The organism is Saccharothrix sp. NRRL B-16348 (assembly GCF_001280085.1).
Taxonomy (GTDB): domain Bacteria; phylum Actinomycetota; class Actinomycetes; order Mycobacteriales; family Pseudonocardiaceae; genus Actinosynnema.
On record NZ_LGED01000217.1, the window covers coordinates 20,975 to 44,762 of the forward strand.

Below are 23,788 nucleotides of genomic sequence, written 5' to 3' on the forward strand. Positions count from 1 at the left end.
ACGCTACGGTCAAGGGCGTCCGGCCGTCAAGATCCGAGTTGCGCAACATCGCGGTGGGTAATCATCCGATGGTTCGACGGCTGGGAGCGATCCCAGGTCGCCGCTATGTTCAAGCGGTGATCTCCGATGCCGCCACCCGCCTCATCGCCTCCTCCTGGCCGAAGCTGCCCGAGGCCGCGCGCGACGTCCTGCTGGAGGTGCTGATCCACGGCCCGCTGTCCCGGGCGGAGATCGCCGCCCGCCTGCGGCTGTCCCGGCCGACCCTCACTCGCGTCGCCAAGTCGTTGGTGGCGCAGGGTTTGCTGGTCGAGGGCGACACGAGACCGCGCGCCTCGGCCGGCCGCCCGTCGGAGATGCTGCACGTGCGCGGCGCGGCCCACCGCTTCCTCGGCGTGAAGCTGACCGCCGACCGGCTCTTCGCCGCCGTCACCGACCTGACCGCCACCCCCATCGCGACGGCCGAGGAGCCGCTGCGCTCCCGCGACCCGGACGAGGTGGTCGCCCAGATCGCCGACGTCGCGCGCCGGTTCCCGGGCGTCACCGGCATCGGCGTGACGCTGGGCGGGGTCGTGCTCGACGGCCTGGTGGCCCGCGACGAGTTCCTGCGCTGGACCGACGTGCCGCTCAAGGCGGCGGTGACCGGCGCGACCCGCGTGCCCACCGCGGTGGACAACGACGTGCAGGCGCTCACCGCCGCCGAGCACTGGTTCGGGCCCGGCGCCGGCCTGCGGTCGTTGGCGGTGATCACCGTCGGCGCGGGCGTCGGCACCGGGCTGATCGTGGGCGGCGGGCTCGTGGCGGGCTCGCACGGCCTGCCGCCCCACTTCAGCCACACCCTGGTCGACGCGAAGGGCCCGCAGTGCGGCTGCGGCCGGCGCGGCTGCATCTCCAGCTACCTCATGACGCACGTCGTGCTGCAGCGGCTGACCGGCAACCCGAGCTACGCCGAGGCGCTGGACCGCGTCCGCGCCGGCGACCCGCAGGCCCGGCAGGTGTTCGACGAGGCCGGTTACGCGCTCGGCGTGCTCATCGGCACCGTCGCCAACGTCATCGACCCGCAGAAGGTGCTGCTCACCGGGGAAGGCCTGCCGCTGTACGAGGTGTCGTCCCCGTTGGTGCACGACGGGATCGAGGACACCTACGAGGACGACCCCGACCTGATCGAGCTGGACGTGCGGCCGTTCGACTTCAGCGAGTGGGCCAGGTCCGGCGCCGCGCTCGCGATCAAGGAGACGATCACCGGCGCCATCACCGAGTGGCCCCAGGGCAACCGCCGGCGCTGACCGCTGCCTCCGAAAGGGTCGGCCGGCAACCCTTCGAACGCGTCGAGCGTCGACGGGCACCCCATCGGAGGTGTCAGGCGTTGCTCAGCAACCCCTCGAACACCGCGCGCGCCTCACGGCCCGGCCTGATGCCCAGGTCCGCGTCCAGCACCCGCCACAGCCGGCGGTAGGTGTCGATCGCGCCCACGCGGTCGCCCAAGTGGGCCAACGCGCGCATCAGCAGCACCTGCAACGACTCCCGGGTCGGGTGGGCGGACGCGTGCGGCGCCAGGATGTCGGCCGCCTCCTCCCACGCGCCGAGCGCGACCTTCGCGGTCGCCAGGTGTTCCACGGCGGCGATCCGGCGTTCCCGCCACAACGCGGCCACCGCCGTCGCCGGACCCGACGGCACCAGCCCGACCAGCCCGTCGACCGGCCACCCCGACAACGCGGCGGTCAACGACGTCACGGCGGCGTGCGGATCACCGCGTCGCAGGCAGTCCACGCCGCAGCGGAGCAGCCCGCCCGCGCTCAGCACGTCCACCGCCTCGGGTGGCACGTCCAGCCGGTAGCCGTGGCCGACGTGGACCAGCAGGCGCGACAGGCCCGCGTTCGCGGCGTCCAGGCAACGGCGCAGCCGTGACGCGTACAGCTGGAGGTTCTTGAGCGCGCTGCGCGGCGGCTCCCGTTCCCACAAGTAGTCCATCAGGCGTTCGGTGGACACGGCCGAACCCGCGTCCAACGCCAGCGCGGCCAACAACGTCCGCGACTTCACCCCGCCGGGCACGACCCCGGTCCTCTCCGGCCCGCTCACCGCGGGCCCGGCTAACAGCCTGATGTCGATTTCCCGCACACGCGACGTCGAACTAGTCGACACCCCGGATCTCCCCACGTCGAACCCCTATCAGTCACCGCACACGGTAGGTCGTGCCCGCGGGTGCGCGACGGGAGGCCGACCCGCCTGATCCACCGGCTGCCGCAACGCATACCGGACGTATACCGGCAGGTGAAAGCGTGCGGCCCGACGCCCGTTCCGCGGAGAGGCGCCCGATGACCTCGCCGGATCCCGATTCGGAGTACCGCAACGCCACGCGCGCGGCGCTCCGGTCGGCGGGGCCGGGACCAGTCCCGAACGGGAGTCGACCGACGCGGCACGCCGACCGGCGCCGCCGCACCCCTCCAGAAAGGACGTGACCCGATGGACCTGACCTTCGACGACTCGGAACTCGACCTCGGCGACCTGGCCGTCACCGCGATGCGCGACGCCGTCGCGCTGCCGGAGACCGGCGCCTCGGCGGCGGCGTGCTCGTGCAGCAGCACCTCGTGCTGCTGCTGTCAGCAGCCGCAGCTGCCGACGCTGCCGGTGTAGGGCCGAGTCGAGCCGGAGCCGGGGGCGTCCGCGCGCGGGCGCTCCCGGCCCACACCACGGGGAGCACCGGATGGCCACTGACCGCACCACCACCGAACTCGCGCCGTACGCGTTGGTCCGAGTGGCCGCGCTGCCGCACCCCCGGCCGGTCCCGTCGGACTTCCGGGCGGGCCTGGCGGCGGTCGTCGCGGCCGAGACCCGGATCGCCGCGCTGGCACCGGACCTCGCCGACGCCCTGCACGACAGCGCCGACGGCCACTCCCCCGCGTTCCACCGCGCGGTGGTGCTGCCGTTGCGCCGCGACGTGCACAACGGCCGCGTCCCGCGTCCGGCGGAGTGGGGCACGTTGCCCGAACGGGTGCCGCTGCTGGCGCGGTGGCTGGCGGCGCACGAGGAGCTGGCACGGGCGGTGGACGCGGCGCTGGCGGCGTGGCCGCACGACCTGGCCGCGTCACGCGCGTGGCTCGCCGAGGTGTGCGCGACCGACGCGCTGCGCCGCGCGAGCGTGCTGACCGGCCCGGACCTGTTGCACGGCCTGGACCGCACGGCGCGGGGCCGTGGCGAGCCCGACCGCAAGGCGCGCAAGGCGGAGCCGACCGTGCTGCGCTACGCGTTGCGCGCGACGTCCAAGACCAGCCCGCTGTCCTGGTACACGCACGTCGGCTGGGGCGTGTGGGGTGAAGGGCCGTGGCCGGCGGCGGAGCCGGTGTCGCACCCGGCCGTGCACCGACTGCTCGTGACGAGGTTGGTCGACGCGCTGGGCCCGAGGCTGCCGCACCGGCTCGCGCCGGCGTTGCGGGAACGCGACGGGCGCCTGCTGTTCCGCCGGGACATCCCCGCCGACGGTGTCGGGCGCGCGGCGGTGGTGCGGGAGGAAGAGGTGGACATCGCGGCGACCCGACCGCTGCGGTTCGTGGCCGAGGTCGTGCGCGAGGCCGGGCCGGCCGGGTTGCCCCTGGACCGGATCGCCGCGGCGCTGGCGGCGAAGCTGACCACGCCGGACGCGGACCGCACGGCCCGCGGGTTCGTGGCGAAGACCCTGGACCTGGGCCTGCTGGTGCCGGTGTCCCCGATCGACCCGCAGGACCCTGACGCGGTGGGCTCGCTGGCCTCCTGGCTGGCGCCGGCCGACGGCGACACCGCCCGCCGGCTGACCGCGCTGGCCGCCACCACCGCCGCGTTCGCCACCGCCGGGCCGCCGGACCGCGCGGCCGTGCTCGCGGAGCTCTCCGCCGGCTGGCGCGACCTGGGCGAGCGGGTCGGTGCCGACCTGACCGGCGTGACGCCGGTGGTCGAGGACGTGGTGCTGCCCGAGCCGGTGCCCGTGCCGCCGGGCGCCACGCCCGCGTTGACCCGCCTGACCCCGCTGCTGGTGGCGTTCGACCAGCACGTGCTGCTGCGCCGGCTGATCCGGACCAGGTTCGTCGAGCGGTTCGGCGAGGGCGGTGTGGCGTCCCTGGCGGACTGCTCCGCGCCGCTGTCGCGGGCCTGGCAGGACTCCATGGTCCCCGACGCCGTGGACGACCCCGACGTCCGCGCGGTCGTCGAGACCCGCGACAAGCTGGCCGGGCAGGTGCACGACGGCGTGGTCACCGACGACGTGCTGGCCTCCGCCGCCGACCTGCTGCCCGCGTGGGCGACCCGGCGCACCGGCTCGTACGGCTTCTTCGCCCAGCCGACCCACGACGGCCGGCTCGTGGTCAACCGCGTCTACGCCGGGTTCGGCAAGTTCACCAGCCGCTTCCTCGACCTGCTGCCCGGCGCGCGCGACGCGGTGACCCGCCAGGTGCGCCGCCACACCACCGACCCCGTGCAGTTCCGGCCGGTGCGGGGCTTCAACGCCAACCTGCACCCGATGCTCGACGCGCGCGAGGTCGGCGAGGACGCCCGGTGGGCCGATCTCGTGGCGGACGAGCTGGACGTGCGGCACGACCCCGTGGCCGACGAGGTCCGGGTGACGCACCGCGGTGTCCCGCTCGACGTGCTGTACCTGGGCTTCCTGATCCCGGTGGCCCTGCCGGACCGGCAGGTGGCGCTGTACTCGGACCTCACCTCCGGGTGGGTCGACCTCGACGGGCTGCGCGCGGCCACCACGGACGACGGCGTGACGGTCCGCGGCCGGCTGACGTACGGGGACGTCGTGCTGGCGCGCCGTTCCTGGGACTTCGCCGTCCCGCCGGTGATCGGCGCGGAGGAACGGGCCGCGCTCGACGTGGCCCGGTTGCGCGCCCGGCACGGGTTGCCGGAGCACGTCTTCGTCGGACCGGACCGGGCGCCGATGTCGGCCGACGCCTACCGGCACGCGCTCACGGCGGGCAAACCGCAGTACGCCGACCTGGGCGACCCGCTGCACCTGCGCTGCCTGCCGCGCCTGCTGGCGCGGTTCCCGGACGGCGTGCGGCTGGCCGAGGCGCTGCCCGTGCCCGGCGTCGGCGGCGACCGGGTGGTCGAACTGATCGCGGAAACGTACTGGAGGGCCTCGTGACCGACGTCGTCTGCTACTACCACAACCCGGTGAAGGCGCCGTTGCTCCGCGAAGCCGTGCTGCCCGCGCTCGCGGAGGCGGAGCGCTCCGGCGCGACCGGGCACGTCGAGCGGCACTGGTTGCACGGGCCGCACGTGCGCGTGCGGCTGGATGGGCCGGACGAGGCCGCCGAACTGGTCGCGTCACGGCTGCGCGCCCACCTCGCCACCCGGCCGTCCACAGTGGACTTGGATCACGCGGTGCTGCTCGCGCAGGCCAAGCAGAACGGGATCGCGGAACTCGTGCCGCCGCCGTACGAGCCGATCCACCCGGACAACACCGTGGTCGTCGAACCGACGGACCTCACGGCCCTGCGCCAACTGCTGGTCACCGACGTGCTGGTCGACCTGCGCACCCGGTGCCTGCGGCTCGGCGTGCCCGCGATCCGCGACGCCGTCGCCGTGGACGGCACGAGCCAGTCGCGCGTGCGGCTGGCCATGGTCGCGATGACGGCGCACGCGAGCCGGTTCCCGGCGGGCCTGGTCAACGGCTACCACTCGTTCCTGTCGCACCTGGAGAGCTTCCTGTTGCACAGCGATCCCGGAGGCGTGCTGCGCGACCGGTTCGACGGCGTGTGGGAGCGCAACGCCGAGCAGGTCGTGGAGACCGTGCGCGGGGTGGCCGACGGCTCGGTCGCGACACCGTGGGTGGCGTGGACGGACGGCGCACGGGCGTTGGCCGAGGAGGTGTTCGACCGCGGCGAACTGCCCACCGCGTACTCGGCGCACCTCGGCGAGCGCGCGCTGGAACTGGGCGAGGACGAGGCGATCCGGCGCTGGCACCGCGACCACACCGACCGGATCAGCGACTACCACACCCGGTTGCGGGAGGTCGACTTCGACCACCCCGACTACCAGCGGCCCGTGACCGTCTACCGGTTCGGGACGAACATGCTCTACCAACTGCTGGCGGTGTGCGACGTGACGCCGGTCGAGCGGTACCTGGCGGCCGACCTGGTCGTGCGGGCCGTGCAGCGGATCACCGGGATCGACTGGTCCGACCACGTGGCACAGATGACGAAGGTGGCCCGATGAGCGGGAACTTGCTGCGGCTGCGGCCGATCGTGCACGCGACGCCCACCGCGACCGGCCTGCACGTGCGGGGGTGGCGTTCCAGCTTCTCCCTCGACGGCGGCAAGGGGCTGTGGACGATCTGGGAGCGCTTGGCCGGTCCGCTGGCCGACGGCGTGCCGCCCGCGCAGTTGGCGGTGCCGGAGAACGCGCCGCCGGCCGTGGCGCGGGCGTTGGAGCTGCTCATCGGCCAGTTGCACGAGCACGACATGCTGGTGGAGGTGCCCGCCGAGTGGGGTGGCACCGCGCCGCCGGAGGACATCGCGAGCTGGCTGGAATCCGTTGCGGCGTCACCGGTCGAGGCGTGGCGGCGGCTCCGGTCGGCGACGGTAACCGTGACCGGTGAGGGCGCCTTGGCCGCTCACGCCCACCGTGCGCTCGTCGCCGCGGGAGTGGACGTTGCGCCGGTGCGGCCGGGTGCCGGTCTGCTCGTGGTCGTGGGTCCGCACGCGGTCGCCGCCGGGTGTGCTGCCGATGTCGGTTTCGTGGTCGCGCCGGGTTCGGTCGTGGACGTGGCGGCCGACGCGGTGGCGGTGGCGGAACGGTTGGCCGGCGCGCCGGGTGCTCCGCCGGAGGTGCTGGCCGCGTTGGTCGGGTCGGCCGCGGCGCACCGGCTCGTGTGCGCGTTGGGCGGTTTGCCCGACCCGTCCACCGAGGTGGTGGACATGTGGAGCGACGTGCCGCCGGCCGGGCCGCCGCACCAAGCCGTTCTGGTCGCGCGGGTCGACCCGCTGCACGCCGAGTACCACCCGTGGCTGTCGGCGGTCCGGCCGCGGGAGCCGGGCGGCGCGGTGCTGGAGGTGTTGGGTGATCGGGAGTTGGGGCCGGTGCCCACCCCGTTGCCCGGTGAGCTGCCGCAGTTGCCGGTCAAGCTGGCCGCGGCCGGTGACGTGGTGGGTTTCGGCGCCACCGAGCACGCCGCCCGGCTCGACGCCCTGCTCCGCGCCGCGCGTGCGCTCGCACCGGACGGTGTGGTGCTCGGCGCGGACCGGGTGCACGCGCTCGGGCTGGCCTTGCGCACCGCCGTCCGGCCGCTGCACGGCACACCGGTCGCCGAGGACGAGTGGGCCGCCGACCCGACCGCCCGGCGTTGGTGGAAGGCGGTGACGCTGCGGTTCGCCCTGCCGGCCGAGGTCGAGGTGACCAGGCTGGGTCCGCGCGTGGTGCGTGCGGTGGTGCGGGCGGGCGGTGAGGAGCTGTCCTGGGCGGTCGAGTCGGAACCGGCGGACGCCGTCGCCTTCGCCGCGATGGCCGCCGCCGGAAGGACCCAGGCCGAAACCGCCGCGAGGGCCGCGGGGGCCGATGGCAAGGCACAGGCCGGAGCCGATGCGGGGGCCGCACCGGCACAGCCCGTCGTGCTCTGCGGCGCCGCCCCGTTCCCCGAGCCCGATGGCGCAGCCGCGCCGTGGACCACGCGGGACTGGCACTGGCCGTACGGGCTCCGTGACGGCGAAGAGGCGTTCCAGGACGACCTGCGGGCGCTCGCGGCCGATGTCAAGCCGGTGCACCTCGGCCCGGTGCTGGAGGCGGCCGGTGTGGTGGCGTTCGCGGTGGAGGGCTGATGAACGTGCGGGTGGTGGAACTTCGCGACTACACGATCGGTGACCTGGACGCGATCGGTGTGGACGGTCCCGTGCTGCCGGTGCGGTTCGACGGCGCGCTGGTGCTGATCGGTCCGGTGTCGGGCGGTGTCTGCGTGGGCTGTGCCGAGGAAGCGCGGCTGGCCACGCTCGGCCCGTCCGTGCCGCGCGACGACCGGCGGATGCGGTTGGGTGGCTCGGCGTCCTCGGCGTTGCGGCCGTTGATCGCGGTGCTGGTCGAGCGCGTGCTGGCCGACCCGGAGGCGCACCGCGACAAGGTGTTGGCGTTGCGGACCGATCTGGCGACCGTCGGCGAGCACCGGGTCCGGCCACGGTCCGGTGGCTGCGCGACGTGCGGCCCGTTGCCCGAGGACGGCCCGGAAACGGTGGTGCGCGGGCCCGTTCCGGTGGTGCCGGGCACGTTGCGGGGCCCGAACCCGCTCACCGGGGGCGACGCCCTCAGGCGCGAGCTGTTCGACCTCAGGCACGGCCCGGTCGGCGGGATGCACCGCATCGGCGACCTGACCGTGGCGGCGGTGAGCGCCGAATTGGGCGGTGGGCAGGCCGGGTTCGGCCGCACCGCCGACTACGCCGAGGCCGAGCGGGTCGCGCTGTACGAAGCGGTGGAACGGCACGCGGGCCTGCAGCCCCGGCGCGTCACCACGGTCCTGGAGGCGTCGTACGCCGAGCTGGGCGACCGCGCGCTCGACCCCACCCGCCTCGGCCTGCCCGACCACGAGTCGCCGCACGTCGTGCCGTACCACCCGGACGTGCGGACCCGGTGGGTGCACGGTTGGTCGTACACGCACGGGAGGCCGGTCGCGGTGCCGGAGCACGTGGCCTACTGGGGTCACGGCGACGGCACGCGGTTCGTCGACGAGACGTCCAACGGGTGCGGCACCGGCAACAGCCTCACCGAAGCCGTGCTGTACGGGATGTTCGAGGTCGCCGAGCGGGACGCGTTCCTGATGGCCTGGTACCAGCGGACGCCGTTGCGGAGCCTGCGGGTGCGCGACGACGTCACCGCGCACATCGCGGACCGGCTGGAGCAGCTCGGCTACCGGCTGGAGCTCTACGACGCCACCAACGACCTCGGCGTGCCGTCGGTGCTGTCCCTGGCGCGTTCTCCGAGGGAGCCCCACGCGTTCTACGCCGCGGGCGCCGGGCTCGATCCGGACGCGGCGATGCGGTCGGCGGCGGCCGAGGTGGCGATGGACGTCGAGGCGGGCGCGAAGCGCTACCGCGTCGAACCCGGCGACTACGACCCGGAACGGCTGCGGCGACTGCTGCGCGAACCGCGGCTGATCCGGACCATGGACGACCACGTCAACGTCAACGGCCTGGCGGAAGCCGCCGAGCGGCACGACTTCCTGGTGCCCGGCCCGGAGGTCGACCTGCGCGTGCCCGACGTGCCGCGCGACGACCTGGACGCGTTGCTGGAGCACTACGTGCGCGAGTGGGCGGCGTTGGACCTGGAGGTGATCGCGGTCGACCAGAGCGACCCGGTGGTGCGCGACCGGCTCGGCCTGCACTCGGCGAAGGTGATCGTGCCCGGCGCCGTGCCGATGACGTTCGGCGAGCCGAACCGGCGCACGCGCGGCCTACCGCGGCTGCGCCTCGCCGGCACCCCGCTGCCCCACCCGTTCCCGTGAACGCCGACGCGTTGCTCGCCGCGTACACCCATGGGCCGGGGCGGGTGGTCGAGCCCGGGGCGTCGCCGCGCACGGCGGCTCCCGAAGGGCCGCGCGTGCCGCTGACGGCGTTGCGGGGACGGTTCGGCGCGGCGTTGGCACGTCTGCTGACCGACGTGGCGACACCGCTGCGGTGGGAGCCGTGGAACCAGTACAACGACCACCGGGCGTACCCGTCGGCACGGGCCGCGGCCACCGTCGACCTGGTGCTGGCCGGGCGGTGGGTGCTCGACCCGGTGCGGCGGGCGCTGGTCGGCGACGGCACGCCGGTGGTCGACGGGCCGGTGCGGATCGAGCTGGTCCGCAGGCGTGACCGCCTCTCCCCCGGCTACCGCGAGTTCGGCGACGTGCTCACCGAGCTGGAGGTGGGCCACGTCGCGGCGGCGCTGGTCGAGCACGCGGCACGGCTCGGTCTGGTGGCGCGCGTCTCGGGGCTGACGGTCACCGTGACGTTCGACGGGGCCCCCGCTCCTCCGCGCGACCAGGCTCCCGTCACACCGCGCAGTTCGGGGGTGGGTCCGCGCGGCATCGCGGCCGATCCCCGACCGCTGCCCGCGAGCGTGCTGGACGCCGTGGTCGAGGCCGTCAACCACCCGCCGTCGGGGTCGCCCGTGCGTGACGACCTGCGGCACCGGTTGGCCGTGCGCAACGTCGAGGGCGTCGCCGACGGCTGGTACGCCGTGGCCGGCGGGCTGCGGCTGGTGTCGCCCGGGCCGGCGGTGGCCGGGTTGCGGCCGGTGTTCGGGCACCCGCCCGGCACGATCCACGTCGCCTCCATGAACCTCGCGCTGGTGACGACCGGCGACCCGGCCGCCGCGGTGGCGTCCGACGGTCCGGACGGCTACCGCGCCCTGCTGCGCGCGGCCGGTGCGGTGGCGCAGCACGTGTCCACGGCCGCGGCCGGCGCGGGCGCGTTCTGCCGGCCGGCGCGCAGCACCGACGACGGTCCGCTGGAGGCCGTCGTCGGCGCGCCCGCCTCGCACTCGCTGCTCTACCTGCTGCTCGCCGGGCGTTCCCGTGGCGGCACGGGCTTCACCTACGACCTCACCCCACTGGAGACGCGATGACGTGGACCAGCCTGCACGTGCGGCTGTCGTGGGCGGTCGAGGACGTCGACGCGTTCATCGCCGACGTCCTCGCGCCCGAACTGGACGGGCACCGCGCGGCGGGACGGATCGCCGACTGGTTCTACGTCCGGTACTGGGAGGGCGGCCCGCACCTGCGCGTCCGGGCGCGTGACGCGACCGTCGACCTGGCCGCCCGGTTGCGCTCGCTGGTGGCGGAGGCCGAACACCCGGTGACGGCCGGGTCCGCCGACTGGCTGCCGCACGGCGACGTCCGGGAGACGCCGTACGAGCCGGAGGTGGCGCGCTACGGCGGGCCGGAGGCGTTGCCGGTGGCCGAGGACGTGTTCTGCCGCAGCACGGAGGTGGCGGTCGCCGTGCTGCGGTCGGCGAGCGCGAAGTTCACCGCGGCGGTGGAGCTGGTGATGGCCACGACGACCGCGCTGAAGCTGGACCGGGTCGAGGCCGCGTCGTGGCTGCGTTCCCTGGCCACGGGGTGGCGGCAGGCGCACGAGCCCGTCGCGCCACCCGCGCTCGGCTCCCACGTCGCCGCGCGCAAGCTGCACGAGGCACGCGCGGCCCAGCTCGCCGCGCGCTGGGACCGGCTCGAAACCAGCGCCACGGGCGCGGTGGCGTACTGGGCGGACCGGGTGCGGGCGGCGGACCTGCCGCGGTACGTCTGGGCCTCGCAGCTGCACATGCTGTGCAACCGGCTGGGTCTCGACCCGGAGGAGGAGCGCACGGTCTGCCGGCTGGTGGCGATGACGGCGGAGGCGCCGGACGGGCCGACCCCGTTCCACGAGGACGGCGCGACCGCGCCCGACCGGCGCTACCTGGCGGCGAGCCGGTTCCACTCGGGCGTGCCGGACCAGGGTCCGCTCAAGGTCGGGGTCGCGCCGCCGACCACGCTCCCGTGGTGGCCGGACGTGCCGCTGCCCGAGGTCGCGCCCGTCACCGGCGGCCTGGCCGACGCGCTGCTGACCCGGCACACGTCACGGGGCGCGGAGCTGGCCGGGTCGCTCGACGCCGGGCAGTTGGCGACCCTGCTGTGGACCGCGCAAGGCGCGCTGCCGGACGGGCGCAGGCCGTACCCGAGCGCGGGCGGGCGGCACAGCGCCCGGCTGCGGGTGGTGGCGTTGCGGGTGACCGGGCTGGAGCCGGGTGTGTACGAAGTGGACGAGGCGCGGCGGACGCTGGTCCACGTCGCGCCCGCGCCGCCGGTGGACGACGTGCGGGCGAGCTCCATGTGGTTCGGCGACGGGGAGGGCCGGGTCGATCCGGCCACGACACCCGCCGTGCTGGCGCTCTACGCGCGGGTCGGCGCGTTGCGCCGGGCTTACGGCCTGCGGGCGCTGCGGTTGGCGTTCACGGAGGCGGGGCACCTGGCGCAGAACCTCGCGCTCGTCGCCGCGTCGTCGGGGCTGGCGCTGGGCATGATCGGCGGCTTCTACGACGACATGGCGCACGACGTGCTGTGCCTGGACGGCGTGGACGACGCGCTGGTCTACCTGATGCCGCTGGCCGCGGCCGGCTGACCGGTGGTCCGGTCGATCGCGGCGGTGAGGACGCGGTGCAGCTCGTGCGGCAGCGACCGGCCCGCCGCCCGGAAGAGGTCGGGGTAGAGCGCGGGACCGGTGTTGACGTCCACGACGACGAGGTCGCCGTCGTGGCGGATGAAGTCCAGGCCGAGCAGCGGCAGGCCGAACGCCCGTTGCGCCCGGAGCGCCAGTTCGGCGTGCGTGGCGGGCACGTCCCGGTGTTCGACCGCGCCGCCGCCCCGTTCCGCGTCGTAGACCTTCCAGGCGAAGTCGTTCCACCGCACGTGGCGGTCGGGGCTCTTGCGGAAGCCGTACACCACTTCCCCGCCCGCGACGGTGACGCCCAACCAGTCGTCCGGGCTGTTGGGGTAGAAGCGCTCCAGCAGGTAGCTGCGAGCCGGTCCCGACGACGGCACGCCCCGGACCCGTCCTTCGGTGGTCTCGGAGTCGATGTAGCCGACGACGTCCCTGAGCGTGGTGAAGTTGTCGATGAACAGCACGCCCCAGCCGAAGCAGCCGCGCCGCGGTTTGAGCACGGCGTGCCCCCACTCCTCGATCACCGGCGCCGCCGCGTCCAGGTTGCGTTGGCTGACCAGCACGCTGTCCGGCACGGGGACACCGGCGCGCGCGAGCGTCAGGGACGCCCAGTGCTTGTCGAACGCGACGGCGATCCGCTCGGGGTCCGGCACGACGGCGGTGTCGCGCTTCAGCGTGAGCAGCGCGTCCAGGTCGTAGCTGCCGGGTTTGCGCGCGAAGTCGACGTACCAGAGGTAGAGGTCCAGGTCGTTCAGGCACACGTCGCCGCAGTGCACGCGGCCTTGGCGGATGTGGGAGTCGCGGAAGTCCAGCCCGTGCGCGAACTCCACGTCGGGCAGCTCCGACAGCAGCCCCATCAGCGTGGCGTGGTCGTCGGGCGGGATGACGCCGCCGTTGCCGGGCGCGCCGTCGGCCGGACGCGCAGGCAGGAACGTGCCCACCCGGACCATGGCGCCACCTCCGGGTGTGGAGTGGCACGCCGCCCGCCCGCCATGCGCCCCGGGCCGCGATATCACTCGAAAGAATGGCGATCACCACGCGGCAGCCCCCGTCGCCCAGACGGGTGACATCCGGTGATCAGCTGATAACGGGACGCGCAGGCTCGCCGATGACCCCTATGTCCCGCCGTCGACGCACCGGAGGTCCCGGATGAACGCGAGCAAGGCCGCTGCCGCCGCCTGCCTGGCCGTGACCGCGACGTTGTCCGGCATGACGTCGACGGCGCACGCGGCCGACGAGCAGGTCTGCCTGGTCAACGAAGTCGTCGCCTTCAGCGAACCGGTGACCAACACCCCGAAGACGGTGGGCGTCACCGTCAAGGGCCAACTCTTCAACTGCACCAACGGCGCCGCGGCCACCGGCTCCTACACCGAGACCGCCACGCTGCCGAACTACACCTGCACCGCGCTGTTCTACCAGGGCGCGGGCACGCGGGTCTTCACGTGGACCGACCCCGCCGTCACGCCGAGCACCTACTCGTACAACCGGACGTCCAGCCGGGTCGGCGCGAACATCGTCATCGTGCTGCTCGGCTCGATCAACCACGGCACGTTCGCGACCGAACCGGCGAAGATGCAGCTCACCGCGCTGAACCCCGACCCGATCAGCTGCGCCACCACCGGCGTCTCCCAGCTGTCCCTGGTCGGCGCCCTCACCGTGGGCCTCTAGGAACCCGCTCTGGACCACCCGATCGAGACCGCTCGCCCACGTGGACGCAACCAATTGGTTGCGATACGCTCGGCAATCGTAAGGTTGCTTATTCGCGAGAGGCCGTCATGGGTTTTCCTGATCGCATCGAGCGGGTCGTGGAGATCGCTCAACCCCCGACCAAGGTCTGGGCGGCGCTCACCACGGCCGAGGGATTAGGCACGTGGTTCGGTGACGAGGCGACGATCGACCTGCGTCCGGGCGGCACCGCCCGGATGTCCTGGTTCGACGGGCCGACGATCGAACTGCGGGTGGAGCGGGTGGAGGAGCCGACGGTGTTCGCCTTCACCTGGCCGGTCTACGGCATGCCCGCGAACGACCCGCGGCGCACGTACGTCGAGTTCACCCTGGAAGAGGTCGGCGCGGGCACACGGCTCAAGGTCGTGGAGAGCGGGTTCGCGCAACTGCCCGAGGACGGGCACGGCAAGGGTTACGACGCGCACGCCCACGGTTGGGAGAGCGAGTTGGGAGAGCTGGTCGACCACCTCGGATCCGCCTGACCTCGATGCCGCCCGACGTCGAAGCGGTCGCCGAACAGGTCTTCAGCGCCTTGGCCGATCCGACCCGGCGCGCGATCCTGGCTGCGCTGGCGGCGGGCGGCCCGGCCACGGCCACGGACCTGGCCGATCGCCTGCCCGTCACCAGGCAGGCGATCGCGAAGCACCTCAGCCTGCTCACCGAGGTGGGCCTGGTGCTGGCGGAACCCGGCGAACGGCGCCGGGTGCGGTTCCGCCTCCGCTCCGCACCCATGCAGGTGGCACAGCAGTACCTGGCGTCGCTGGCACGTGACTGGGACGGACCGCTCAGCGCGCTGAAAGATCACCTCGACCGCAACGTCCCCACCGCGGTCCCAGCTGAATCCGAAACAACCGCGGCTGATCACGGACCGCCCGCCTCGACGGTGGGCCGGGCCGTGCGCGTCAACCTGAACTGGGAAGGTGGACACCCACGATGAAGACCCCTCCGATCGTTTCCGCGTCCGCGTGGGAGGAAGCTCGCCAGGAACTGCTGGTGAAGGAGAAGGAGCTGACACGGGCGAAGGACGCGATGGCCGCCGCACGTCGGCGGATGCCGTGGCTGGAGGTGGAGAAGGAGTACGCGTTCGACACGCAGCACGGCCGGATGAGCCTGCTCGACCTGTTCGAGGGCCGCCGGCAGCTGATCGTCTACCGCGCGTTCTACGAGCCCGGCGTGTTCGGCTGGCCCGACCACGCGTGCCCCGGCTGCTCGCTCGTGACGGCCGACCAGGTCGGGCACGTCGCCCACCTCAACGCCCGCAACACCACCCTCGTGCTCGCCTCGCGCGCGCCGCAGGCCGACATCGAGCGGTTGAAGGCGCGGATGGGCTGGCGGATGCCCTGGGTCACCATGCTCGACGACTTCGACGAAGACTTCGGCGTGAAGGAGTGGCACGGCACGAACGCCTTCATCCGCGAGGGCGACCGCGTGTTCCGCACTTACTTCGTCAACGAACGCGGCGACGAGGCGTTGGGCAGCACGTTCAGCTACCTCGACATCACGGCGCTCGGCAGGCAGGAGGAGTGGGAGGACTCGCCCGAGGGCTACCCCCAGACCCCGGCGTACACGTGGTGGAACTGGCACGACTCGTACACCGACTCGGGCCCGTCGAAGGCTTGGCGGGCCAATGCCGAGGCCGAGGCCCTCGCCGCCTCCGTCGGGGTGGGTGCGACCCAAGGCGACTGCTGCCACTGACGGCGGCCGAGCGCCGCGCGGAACGATCCGGTCCTCGCGCACCGGATCGTTCCGCGCGGCCCGGCACGGCAACCACGGGCGTGGTGGGGCGTCTCGCACGGTGTAGCCGTCCCGCTCACCCCGTGAGGTCGCCATGCCGTTCCGCCGCACCCTGACCGCCCTCCTGGCCGCGGTCACCGCCGTAGTGGTCGTCGCGCCACCGGCGTCCGCCGCCATCCCCGGCGACGAACTGGTCCTGTCCTCGCCCGCCGGCCCCTCGTCGTACGTCAGCCGGGTCAACTCCGCGTCCTGCCCGGCGGGCAAGCAGCTGATCGGCGCGTTCGCCTACGCCCGCGGCGCCAGACGTGACGTGCTGATCACCGCGTTGATCCCGTCGGCGACGTCCGTCGTCGCGCTCGCCCAGGAGGACCAGGACGGCACCGACGCCGAGTGGAGCCTGATCGTCGAGGCGATGTGCGCGCTGCCCGTGCCTGGCCACACCGTCGTCCAGTCCTCATCGGACGCCACGTCGGCCAACAAGCAGGTGCGCGCGACGTGCCCGGCGGGCAAGAAGCTCCTCGCGTCCGGGTGGAACACGCAGGGCGCCGGCCAGGTGCACGTCAACCAGGTCGCGCAGGCGCCGGACCTGACGAGCGTCGCGGTGACCGGCATGGAGGACCCGGACGGCTACGGCGGCACCTGGCGGCTGACGACCTACGCGGTGTGCTCGGACCCGTTGCCCGGCCAGGAGTTGCGCACGGCGACGTCGCCGGTGAACCAGTGGGACAAGTGGTTCGACGTGCGGTGCGACTCGGACCAGCGGCGGCTGTCGGCGGGCTGGTCGTTCATCGGCGCGGCCGGCGTGACGCCCGCCGGGCAGGTGCTGCCGAACATCTGGGCCACCGGCACGTCGTGGTACGAGCTGGACGTCTGGGAGGACGACGACGGTTTCGCGCACGAGTGGTACGCGATCGGGCGGGTCGTCTGCGTGGACCGGTGACGGGAATACCGCAGAAACATCGATTCCGGTAAACCGTCACGGTATTCCCGCGCGCCCGCCGCCGACGCGGCTGCATCGCCGCGCCGGCGGCGAGGTCGCGGGCCCGCCAGGGATCGGCTCTCAGCCCTCCGCGGACCGCGTGTTGCCGGTGTTGGCACCGGCATCGGTGTCAGCGCCGGCGTCCGTGTCGGCGCTGGCATCGGTGTCGGCGTCCGTGCCTGCATCAGCGCCGGCGTCGGCGGCGGTGTCCGCATCAGCGCCCGTGTCGGTGTCGGCGTCGACCGGTGGGGTGGTGTCCGGCTCGGGTTCGGTCGGGGCGGCGGCCTCCGGGCGCTCCACGCCCACCGACCAAGGCCCCGCGAGCGCGGCGAACGCCGCCACGGCCGTCACCACCGGCGCGGCCACCGCGGCCACCACGCCCGCCGTCACCGGGATGTCCAGCACCGGCTCGCCCTTGCCGTTGCGCACCACCACCCGGCGCGTGTTCCCCTCGTGCACGAGCTGCCTGATCTTCTCCGTCAACGCCTCGACACCCGGCGTCTGACGATCACCCTGCTCCGTCATGTCTACCCCCTTCACCGGCCATCCTGCCGTGTGCCGGTCGGTCAGATCCAGTCGCGTCGCTTGAACAGCCCGTACAGCCCGACGGACAGCAGCAGCACGGCGATCGTGGAGACCCAGAAGCCCCACACCTCGTTGAAGCCCGGATAGGGCACGTTCTGACCGTAGAAGCCGGTCACGGCGGTCGGCACGGCGATGATCGCGGCCCAGCCGGTCACCTTCTTCATGATCAGGTTCAGCCGGTTGCCCTGGAGGTTGAGCTGGGTGTCGCGGATGGTCGCGACCATGTCCCGCAACGACTCCGTCCACTCCGACGCGCGCAGCACGTGGTCGTAGACGTCCTGGTAGTACGGCGTCATCCGGCTGTCCACCACGGCGTGGTCGCGGCGCATCAGGCCGCTGAGCACGTCGCGCATCGGCAGCACCACCCGGCGCAGCGTCACCAGCGACCTCCGCATCGCCAACGCCCGCCGCTGCGTGTCGGTGTCGTCCGGCCGTTCGGCGAACACCAGGTCCTCCAGGGTTTCGACGTGGTCGTCCAGCGCCTGCACGGCGTCGAAGTGGCTGTCCACCACGACGTCCAGCAGCCCGTGCAGCAGGAAACCCACCCCGCTGCCGGCCAGGCTCGACGACTCGTCCCACCGGCTGGTCAGGGCGTCCAGGTCGAACCGGTCGTCGTTGCGGACCGTGACCAACGCCCGCGGCGTCACGAACGCCGACAGCTCCGCCGTCGCCAACCGGCCCGACGCCTCGTCCAGGGTCACCGCGTACGCGTTCACCAGCAGGTGCGTGTCGTACTGGTGCAGCTTGGGCCGCTCGTGGTGCTCCAGGGCGTCTTCCACGGACATGGCGTGCAGGCCCAGTTCGTCCGCTATGACCGCCAGGTCCGACTCGGACGGGCCGCACAGGTCGAGCCAGACGACGGCGCTCTCGTCACGCAGCAGCCGGGGCACGTCGGCGAGCGGGAAGTCCTCCTCCGCGAGCGTGCCGTCGCGGTACAGGCGGTTTCGTGGCACGTGACCCACAGTAGCGACGGACGTTCCCGGCCGCGGCGCGAGGGCCGCGGCCGGGAACGCGCGATCAGGCGACCGTGCCGGGTTGCGCGGACAGCAGGACCTGGCTCCAGCCCTGCGCGTCCACGGTGTCCGGGCCGCGCACGTCCGCACCGCTGCCGTCGTACGGGTTCGCGTCGGTGTAGCGCAGCAGCCCGCCCTCGGCGTTGTGTCCGAAGTAGACACCGCCACCGGCAGACAGGAGGTGCCGGAAGACCTGCCACGTGCTCGACCGCAGCTCGTACCTGCTCCAGTCGCCCGCACCCCGGATCCGGTACGACAGCAGCTCGCCGCCGCTCGTCATGCCGAGCAACCAGTCCGCGCCGGTCGCGGTCAGGGTCTTGAGCGTGAAACCGGTGTCGATCAGGCCGTCGCTGGTGATGTCGCCCGCGCCCGGCTTGTTGGCCGAGACCGTGTACCGGCGCAGCGCACCGTCGGCGATGCCGTACAGGCTCCCGCGGCCGTCGTAGGCCAGCAGGTCGTGCGTCCAGCCGCCACCCAGCGGCACCGGCGCGTTGAACGTCAACGACGTGTTGTTCGTGATCACGTCCACCCGGTAGAGCTGACCACCGGACGACGTGACCAGCACGGTATTGAAGTTCAACGTGGCCATCGCCTTCGGCACGAAGCCCAAGGACGCGCCGGACACGACCGCGCCGTGCGTCCGGTCGCCCGTGGCCGCGTTGACGGCCGTGTACGTGATGCGGCCGTCGGACGTCGCGCCGTAGATGGACGCCGTGCCCGCCACGCCTCCGCCGCAGTTGCGGGACGTCAACGTCTGGTCCGGGTAGCCGAACCGCACCCCGTCGAAGTACGCGGGCTGGATGTTGCCCGGGTAGCCGGTCCCGAGCCGGACCTCGTAGTGCAGGTGCGGGCTGATGTTGTTGCCCGGACGGCTGGTGTCGCCCACCGAGCCGATGGTCGCGCCCTGCGCCACGCTCTGGCCCTCCCGGACCGCCATCGTGTTCAGGTGGGCGTAGTAGGTGAAGTAGCCGCCGCTGTGCTCGATCTTCACCAGGTTGCCGTAGCCGTTGGCCGAACCCTGGTGCGCCGCCGCCCGCACGGTGCCGGCCGCCGCCGCGACGACCGGGTCGCCGAGGTCGTCCGCGCCGGAGCCGCGGTTGAAGTCGATCTCCCACGACTCGTGGGCGCTGCTGCCGTCCGAGTCGCCCCGCCACGTCTGGCCGCACGGGAACGGCAGCTGGAACAACGGCGCCGCGGCCTGGGCGGGCACGGTCACCGCCATGCTCGCGGCCACCACCACGACCGCCGTGACGATCCCCTCCGCACCTTCATGTCCGCATCCTCCTTCGGTCAGGCGACGGTGCCCGGTTGGGCGGACAGCAGCACCTGCGACCAGCCCTGCGCGTCCACGGCGTCGAGCCCGCGCAGGTCCGCGCCGCTGCCGTCGTACGGGTTGTCGTCGACGTAGTGGTAGAGCCCGCCGTCGGCGTTGTGTCCGAAGTAGACGCCGCCGCCGGGCGAGACCAGGTCGGTGAACACCTGCCACGTCGAGGACTTCAGCTCATAGCGCGTCCAGTCGCCCGCGCCGCGGATCCGGTAGGACAGCAGCTCGCCGCCGCTGGTCGTGCCGAGCAACCAGTCGGGACCGGTCGCGGTCAGGGTCTTGAGCGTGAAACCGGTGTCGATCAGGCCGTCGCTGGTGATGTCGCCCGCGCCCGGTTTGTTCGCCGTGATCGTGTACCGGCGCAGCGCACCCGCCGCGATGCCGTACAGACTCCCGCGACCGTCGTAGGCCAACAGGTCGTGCGTCCAGCCACCACCCAGCGGCACCGGCGCGTTGAACGTCAACGACGTGTTGTTCGTGATCACGTCCACCCGGTAGAGCTGACCACCGGACGACGTGACCAGCACGGTGTTGAAGTTCAACGTGGCCATGGCCTTCGGCACGAAGCCCAACGACGCGCCGGACGCCACCGCGCCGTGCGTGCGGGTGCCGTTGGCTGCGTCGATCGCGGTGTAGGTGAGGCGGCCGTCGGCCAGGACGCCGTAGACGGACGCGGTGCCGGAGACGCTGTCGTCCACGATCTTGCGGTAGCGCAGCGCCCGGTAGTGCGACGTCGGGTGGCCCGAGAGCGACGACTGGCCGAACGACGCGCCGGTGACCTTGTCGATCGGCGTGGAGCCGAAGCTGTAGTACCAGAACGACGTCTTGGCCGCGTTCTCCCAACCACCGAAGAGGATGGCGTGGTACGGGTAGCGCCCGCCGTCGTCGTTCACGCGGTCGTTGAGCAGGTCGCCGGGGCGCAGGTCGGCCCGCGAGATCGGCACGGTGAGGCTCGACTCGTCCAGGCCGTCGGTGTTCGGGTCGTAGCCGAGGTGCCACGCCATGCCGACGTAGCCCGAGCAATCGCGGCGGTACTGGCGCGTGCGGCCGACGTCCCAGGCCTTGGCGCCCTGGTCGTAGGTCAGGTCGGCGTCGTGGCGGCGGTGGTACCAGTCGGTGGCCCTGGCGAGCACCTCGGTCCTGGTGATCTGCCCGCCGATCGTCGAGGCGACCGTTACCGTCCCGGTGTGCGCGGTCTCGGCGTGCGCGGCCGTGACGGTGATCGTCGCGGTGGCGACGGCGGCGACGAACACGGCGGTCACCGCTCTGGTGATGGTTCCGGGCATCGTGCGTCCTCTCCCCATGAGTCCCACCTTGCGAGCGGGACCCTCACAGGACGCTCTAACAAGTCGCTAATCCGGCGCATGGAGCGGGCGAGCGGGCCGGCGCAGGGTCGAACGGCCCGGCCCGAGAGCCGGTTCCGTGGAGCTAATTGCCGGTCGCCGTGGAGCTACCTTTTCGGTATGATGGCTCCATGGGAACTCCCGGTGCACGGCGGCAGGCGCGTGGCGAGATCGAACGGCTGCCGAGCGGGTCGTTGCGGGTGCGGGTCTACGCCGGGGTCGACCCCGCCTCGGGGAAGCGCCGGTACCTGACCGAGACGGTGCCCGCCGGGCCCGGCGCCGACCGGGAGGCGGAGGCGGTCCGCACCCGGCTGCTCGACGAGGTGGAGGCGTTGCGCCACCCGCGGACCGAGGAGCGGCGGCCGGCCGCGCTCACGGGCGCGCGGCCACGCGGGCGCAAGAGGGGCGAGCTGACGGTCGCGGCGGTCGCACGGCTGGCCGGCGTGTCCGCGCCGACGGTGTCGAAGGTGCTCAACGGGCGTCCCGGGGTGGCGCCGACGACCCGGCGGCGGGTCGAGACGGCGTTGCGCGAGCACGGCTACCGGCGGCCGGAGGCGGTGGTGCGGTCGCCGAGCATCGAGGTCGTCTTCTTCGGCATGCAGAGCTACCTGGCGGTCGAGGTCATGCACGGCGTGGAGCGGGTCGCGGGCGCGCACCGGCTGGCCGTCGGCTTCACCGACGCCGCGCGCCAGTCGGCGACCGGCCGGACCTGGGCGCACGACCTGCTGTCACGCCAGCCGTACGGCGTGGTCGTCGTGCACCTCGGCTTCACCAGCGAGCAGCACGGCCTGCTGGCCACCAGCGGCATCCCGCTGGTGGCCCTGGACCCGACGGGCGAGCCGGAGCACTCGGTGCCGTCGGTGGGCGCGGCCAACTGGAGCGGCGGCATCGCGGCGGCCCGGCACCTGCTCTCCCTCGGCCACCGCCGCGTCGCCGTCATCGCCGGTCCAGCCGAGCGGATGTGCGCGCGGGCCAGGCTCGGCGGCATCCGGGCGGCGATGGCCGAGCACGGCGTGCCGCTGGACGAGCGGCTGGTGCGCATCGGGCAGTGGTTCGCCTTCGAGGAGGGGTTCAACCACGCCCAGGAGCTGCTGCGGCTGCCCGACCCGCCCACCGCCGTGCTGTGCGGCAACGACCTGCAGGCGCTCGGCGTCTACGAGGCCGCCCGGCAGGCAGGCCTGCGCATCCCCGACGACCTCAGCGTGATCGGCTTCGACGACATCCCGGCCGTCCGCTGGTGCGGGCCGCCGATGACCACCGTGCGGCAGCCGATGGTCGAGATGGGCGCCGCCGCCGCCGACCTGGTGCTGACCCTGGCCGCGGGCCGGACACCCGGTCAGACCCGGGTCGAGCTGGCCACCACCCTCATCGTCCGGGACAGCACCGCGCCGCCGAAGTGAGTCCACATACCGAAATGCCGGCTGCGCCGAACGAGTGAAGTAACGAAGCGTTTCCACAACTGATCGAAAGCTTTCGACCTGCGGACTCGTCCTTCCACCCCCGCGTTGCCGGGCTGTCGCCGTGGTTGCCGTCCTCCCCTCCGCACTCCTAGCTTCCGCACCAGGCGGGAGCGACTCGGAGGGACGACGATGTTCCAGACGATCTTCCAACGGCGACGGCTGCCCGCCGTCGCCGCGGCACTGATCGCGACGGCGGGCGTGACCCTGGCCGGCGCGCCGACGGCCTCGGCGGCCACGGCCGTCACGGTGAACACCGCGACCACGTACCAGCGCGTCGACGGTTTCGGCTTCTCCCAGGCGTTCGGCCAGGCCAAGGTGCTCGGTGGCGCGCTGGGCCTGTCGGCGGCCAACCAGCGCCAGGTGCTGGACCTGCTGTTCGACCGGAACCGGGGCGCGGGCTTCAGCATCCTGCGCAACCTGATCGACTCCGGCGCGGCCAACACGATCGCGCCGACGAAACCCAGCAGCCCCAGCACCACGCCGACCTGGCGGTGGGACGGCACCGACCGCGGTCAGGTGTGGTTGTCCAAGGAAGCCATGGCCTACGGCGTGCGGACGATCTACGCCGACGCGTGGAGCGCGCCCGGCTACATGAAGACCAACGGCGACGAGGCCAACGGCGGCACCTTGTGCGGGATGCCCGGCACGAGCTGCGCCAACGACTGGCGGCAGGCGTACGCCGACTACCTCGTCAAGTACGTGCAGCTCAACCGCGACTCCGGGGTGCCGATCACGCACCTCGGCTTCGTGAACGAACCCGAGCTGAAGACCACCTACTCCAGCATGATCGTCAACGGGGCGCAGGCCGCGGACTTCGTCAAGGTCCTGGACGGCCGGCTGCGCGCCAACGGCCTCGACGTCAAGATCGTGTGCTGCGACGCGATGGGCTGGAACCACGGCAACGGCATGGTGAACACCATCGCGGGCGACAGTGCCGCGTTCTCGGCCCTGGACGTGGCCAGCGGGCACGGCTACAGCTCGCCGCCCACCACACCGTTCACCCAGCGCGCCAAGCCGACCTGGATGACCGAGTGGGCGAACTTCGACCCGTTCACCACCGCGTGGGACGACGGGTCGGCCGGCTCCGGCTACACCTGGGCCGACCGCACCATGACCGCCTTGACGGCGGCGAACGTCAGCGCGTTCCTGCACTGGTGGGGCGCGGCCAACAGCACCGCCAACTCGCCGTTGATCCGGCTCAACGGCGACTCGTTCCAGACCTCGAAGCGCCTGTGGGCGCTGGCCAACTACAGCCGCTACATCCGACCCGGCGCGACCAGGGTCTCCGCCACCGCCGCCAACACCGACGTGAAGGTCGCCGCCTTCCGCAACACCGACGGCTCCTTCACCTCCACCGTCCCCGCCCGCTCTTTGATCACCTACGAGGTCCGCTCATGAGCCGCTCGCCAGTGGTGTCCGCGTTCCTCGGCCTGGTGGTCACGGCGGCGGTGGTGCCGGTCGTCGTGATGACGGCCCGCGCGCCGGACGCGT

Annotated in this window: 20 protein-coding genes and 1 pseudogene; 15 read left to right on the forward strand and 6 right to left on the reverse strand. The window is 73.1% G+C overall.

What is annotated here, in order from left to right:
- Window positions 1-116 precede the first annotated feature (116 nt).
- The gene (locus ADK67_RS29155) at window positions 117-1,283 is read left to right on the forward strand and encodes an ROK family transcriptional regulator (RefSeq protein WP_231648406.1); all 1,167 of its coding nucleotides are present in this window, start codon (window positions 117-119) and stop codon (window positions 1,281-1,283) included.
- Window positions 1,284-1,356: 73 nt separating this feature from the next.
- Here ADK67_RS29155 and ADK67_RS29160 read toward each other — a convergent pair whose 3' ends face one another.
- On the reverse strand, window positions 1,357-2,049 hold the full coding sequence (locus ADK67_RS29160) for an AfsR/SARP family transcriptional regulator (RefSeq protein WP_053719742.1): 693 nt from the start codon (window positions 2,047-2,049) through the stop codon (window positions 1,357-1,359).
- 411 nt (window positions 2,050-2,460) lie between these two features.
- Here ADK67_RS29160 and ADK67_RS51320 point away from each other — a divergent pair, with 411 nt between their 5' ends.
- From ADK67_RS51320 to ADK67_RS29190, 7 genes are all read left to right on the forward strand, one after another.
- Window positions 2,461-2,631 (forward strand): thiazolylpeptide-type bacteriocin, encoded by a 171-nt coding sequence (locus ADK67_RS51320; protein ID WP_157620921.1) that lies wholly within the window; start codon window positions 2,461-2,463, stop codon window positions 2,629-2,631.
- 70 nt (window positions 2,632-2,701) lie between these two features.
- The gene (locus ADK67_RS29165) at window positions 2,702-5,116 is read left to right on the forward strand and encodes a lantibiotic dehydratase (RefSeq protein WP_053719743.1); all 2,415 of its coding nucleotides are present in this window, start codon (window positions 2,702-2,704) and stop codon (window positions 5,114-5,116) included.
- Window positions 5,113-6,189: a lantibiotic dehydratase C-terminal domain-containing protein gene (locus ADK67_RS29170; RefSeq protein WP_053719744.1), complete on the forward strand. Its 1,077-nt coding sequence runs from the start codon at window positions 5,113-5,115 to the stop codon at window positions 6,187-6,189. The genes ADK67_RS29165 and ADK67_RS29170 overlap by 4 nt, the downstream gene beginning before the upstream one ends.
- On the forward strand, window positions 6,186-7,787 hold the full coding sequence (locus tag ADK67_RS29175) for a hypothetical protein (protein WP_053719745.1): 1,602 nt from the start codon (window positions 6,186-6,188) through the stop codon (window positions 7,785-7,787). Before ADK67_RS29170 ends, ADK67_RS29175 begins: the two co-directional genes overlap by 4 nt.
- On the forward strand, window positions 7,787-9,457 hold the full coding sequence (locus tag ADK67_RS29180; protein WP_053719746.1) for a TOMM precursor leader peptide-binding protein: 1,671 nt from the start codon (window positions 7,787-7,789) through the stop codon (window positions 9,455-9,457). The genes ADK67_RS29175 and ADK67_RS29180 overlap by 1 nt, the downstream gene beginning before the upstream one ends.
- On the forward strand, window positions 9,454-10,563 hold the full coding sequence (locus tag ADK67_RS29185) for a hypothetical protein (protein WP_053719747.1): 1,110 nt from the start codon (window positions 9,454-9,456) through the stop codon (window positions 10,561-10,563). Before ADK67_RS29180 ends, ADK67_RS29185 begins: the two co-directional genes overlap by 4 nt.
- Entirely contained in the window at window positions 10,560-12,095 is a 1,536-nt protein-coding gene (locus ADK67_RS29190) for a thiopeptide-type bacteriocin biosynthesis protein (RefSeq protein ID WP_053719748.1), read from the forward strand. Before ADK67_RS29185 ends, ADK67_RS29190 begins: the two co-directional genes overlap by 4 nt.
- Here the strand turns inward: ADK67_RS29190 and ADK67_RS29195 are convergent.
- The gene (locus ADK67_RS29195; protein WP_053719749.1) at window positions 12,065-13,084 is read right to left on the reverse strand and encodes an ATP-grasp domain-containing protein; all 1,020 of its coding nucleotides are present in this window, start codon (window positions 13,082-13,084) and stop codon (window positions 12,065-12,067) included. The genes ADK67_RS29190 and ADK67_RS29195 overlap by 31 nt on opposite strands.
- 199 nt (window positions 13,085-13,283) lie before the next feature.
- Here ADK67_RS29195 and ADK67_RS29200 point away from each other — a divergent pair, with 199 nt between their 5' ends.
- The 5 genes and pseudogenes from ADK67_RS29200 (at window position 13,284) to ADK67_RS29220 (ending at window position 16,533) form a co-directional block, all read left to right on the forward strand.
- Window positions 13,284-13,802, forward strand: coding sequence for a hypothetical protein (locus tag ADK67_RS29200; protein ID WP_053719750.1), 519 nt, complete (start codon window positions 13,284-13,286; stop codon window positions 13,800-13,802).
- A gap of 107 nt (window positions 13,803-13,909) precedes the next feature.
- On the forward strand, window positions 13,910-14,341 hold the full coding sequence (locus ADK67_RS29205) for an SRPBCC domain-containing protein (protein WP_053719751.1): 432 nt from the start codon (window positions 13,910-13,912) through the stop codon (window positions 14,339-14,341).
- Between the two features lie 5 nt (window positions 14,342-14,346).
- Window positions 14,347-14,670 (forward strand): annotated as a pseudogene (locus ADK67_RS29210) (metalloregulator ArsR/SmtB family transcription factor); the annotation flags it as partial.
- A gap of 122 nt (window positions 14,671-14,792) precedes the next feature.
- Window positions 14,793-15,554 carry a DUF899 domain-containing protein gene (locus ADK67_RS29215; RefSeq protein ID WP_053719752.1) on the forward strand — a complete coding sequence of 254 codons (762 nt, stop codon included), beginning with the start codon at window positions 14,793-14,795 and terminating at the stop codon, window positions 15,552-15,554.
- A 133-nt stretch (window positions 15,555-15,687) separates the two neighbouring features.
- Entirely contained in the window at window positions 15,688-16,533 is an 846-nt protein-coding gene (locus tag ADK67_RS29220) for a hypothetical protein (protein WP_053719753.1), read from the forward strand.
- A gap of 120 nt (window positions 16,534-16,653) precedes the next feature.
- On the opposite strand, the gene ADK67_RS52810 is transcribed toward ADK67_RS29220, so the two are convergent.
- The 4 genes from ADK67_RS52810 to ADK67_RS51330 all read right to left on the reverse strand — a co-directional run bounded on the left by ADK67_RS52810 (window position 16,654) and on the right by ADK67_RS51330 (window position 20,780).
- Window positions 16,654-17,097 carry a DUF4342 domain-containing protein gene (locus ADK67_RS52810; RefSeq protein WP_063797756.1) on the reverse strand — a complete coding sequence of 148 codons (444 nt, stop codon included), beginning with the start codon at window positions 17,095-17,097 and terminating at the stop codon, window positions 16,654-16,656.
- Window positions 17,098-17,138: 41 nt separating this feature from the next.
- Window positions 17,139-18,110 (reverse strand): magnesium transporter CorA family protein, encoded by a 972-nt coding sequence (locus tag ADK67_RS29230; protein WP_231648407.1) that lies wholly within the window; start codon window positions 18,108-18,110, stop codon window positions 17,139-17,141.
- Window positions 18,111-18,174: 64 nt separating this feature from the next.
- Complete coding sequence (locus ADK67_RS48320; protein ID WP_231648408.1) at window positions 18,175-19,404, reverse strand: M23 family metallopeptidase; 1,230 nt, start codon at window positions 19,402-19,404, stop codon at window positions 18,175-18,177.
- Window positions 19,405-19,460: 56 nt separating this feature from the next.
- Window positions 19,461-20,780, reverse strand: a complete 1,320-nt coding sequence (locus ADK67_RS51330) for a tachylectin-related carbohydrate-binding protein (protein ID WP_157620922.1) — start codon at window positions 20,778-20,780, stop codon at window positions 19,461-19,463.
- A gap of 188 nt (window positions 20,781-20,968) precedes the next feature.
- Here ADK67_RS51330 and ADK67_RS29245 point away from each other — a divergent pair, with 188 nt between their 5' ends.
- Entirely contained in the window at window positions 20,969-22,237 is a 1,269-nt protein-coding gene (locus tag ADK67_RS29245; protein WP_082403985.1) for a LacI family DNA-binding transcriptional regulator, read from the forward strand.
- A 189-nt stretch (window positions 22,238-22,426) separates the two neighbouring features.
- Window positions 22,427-23,695 (forward strand): glycoside hydrolase, encoded by a 1,269-nt coding sequence (locus ADK67_RS29250; protein WP_053719754.1) that lies wholly within the window; start codon window positions 22,427-22,429, stop codon window positions 23,693-23,695.
- Window positions 23,696-23,788: the final 93 nt, after the last annotated feature.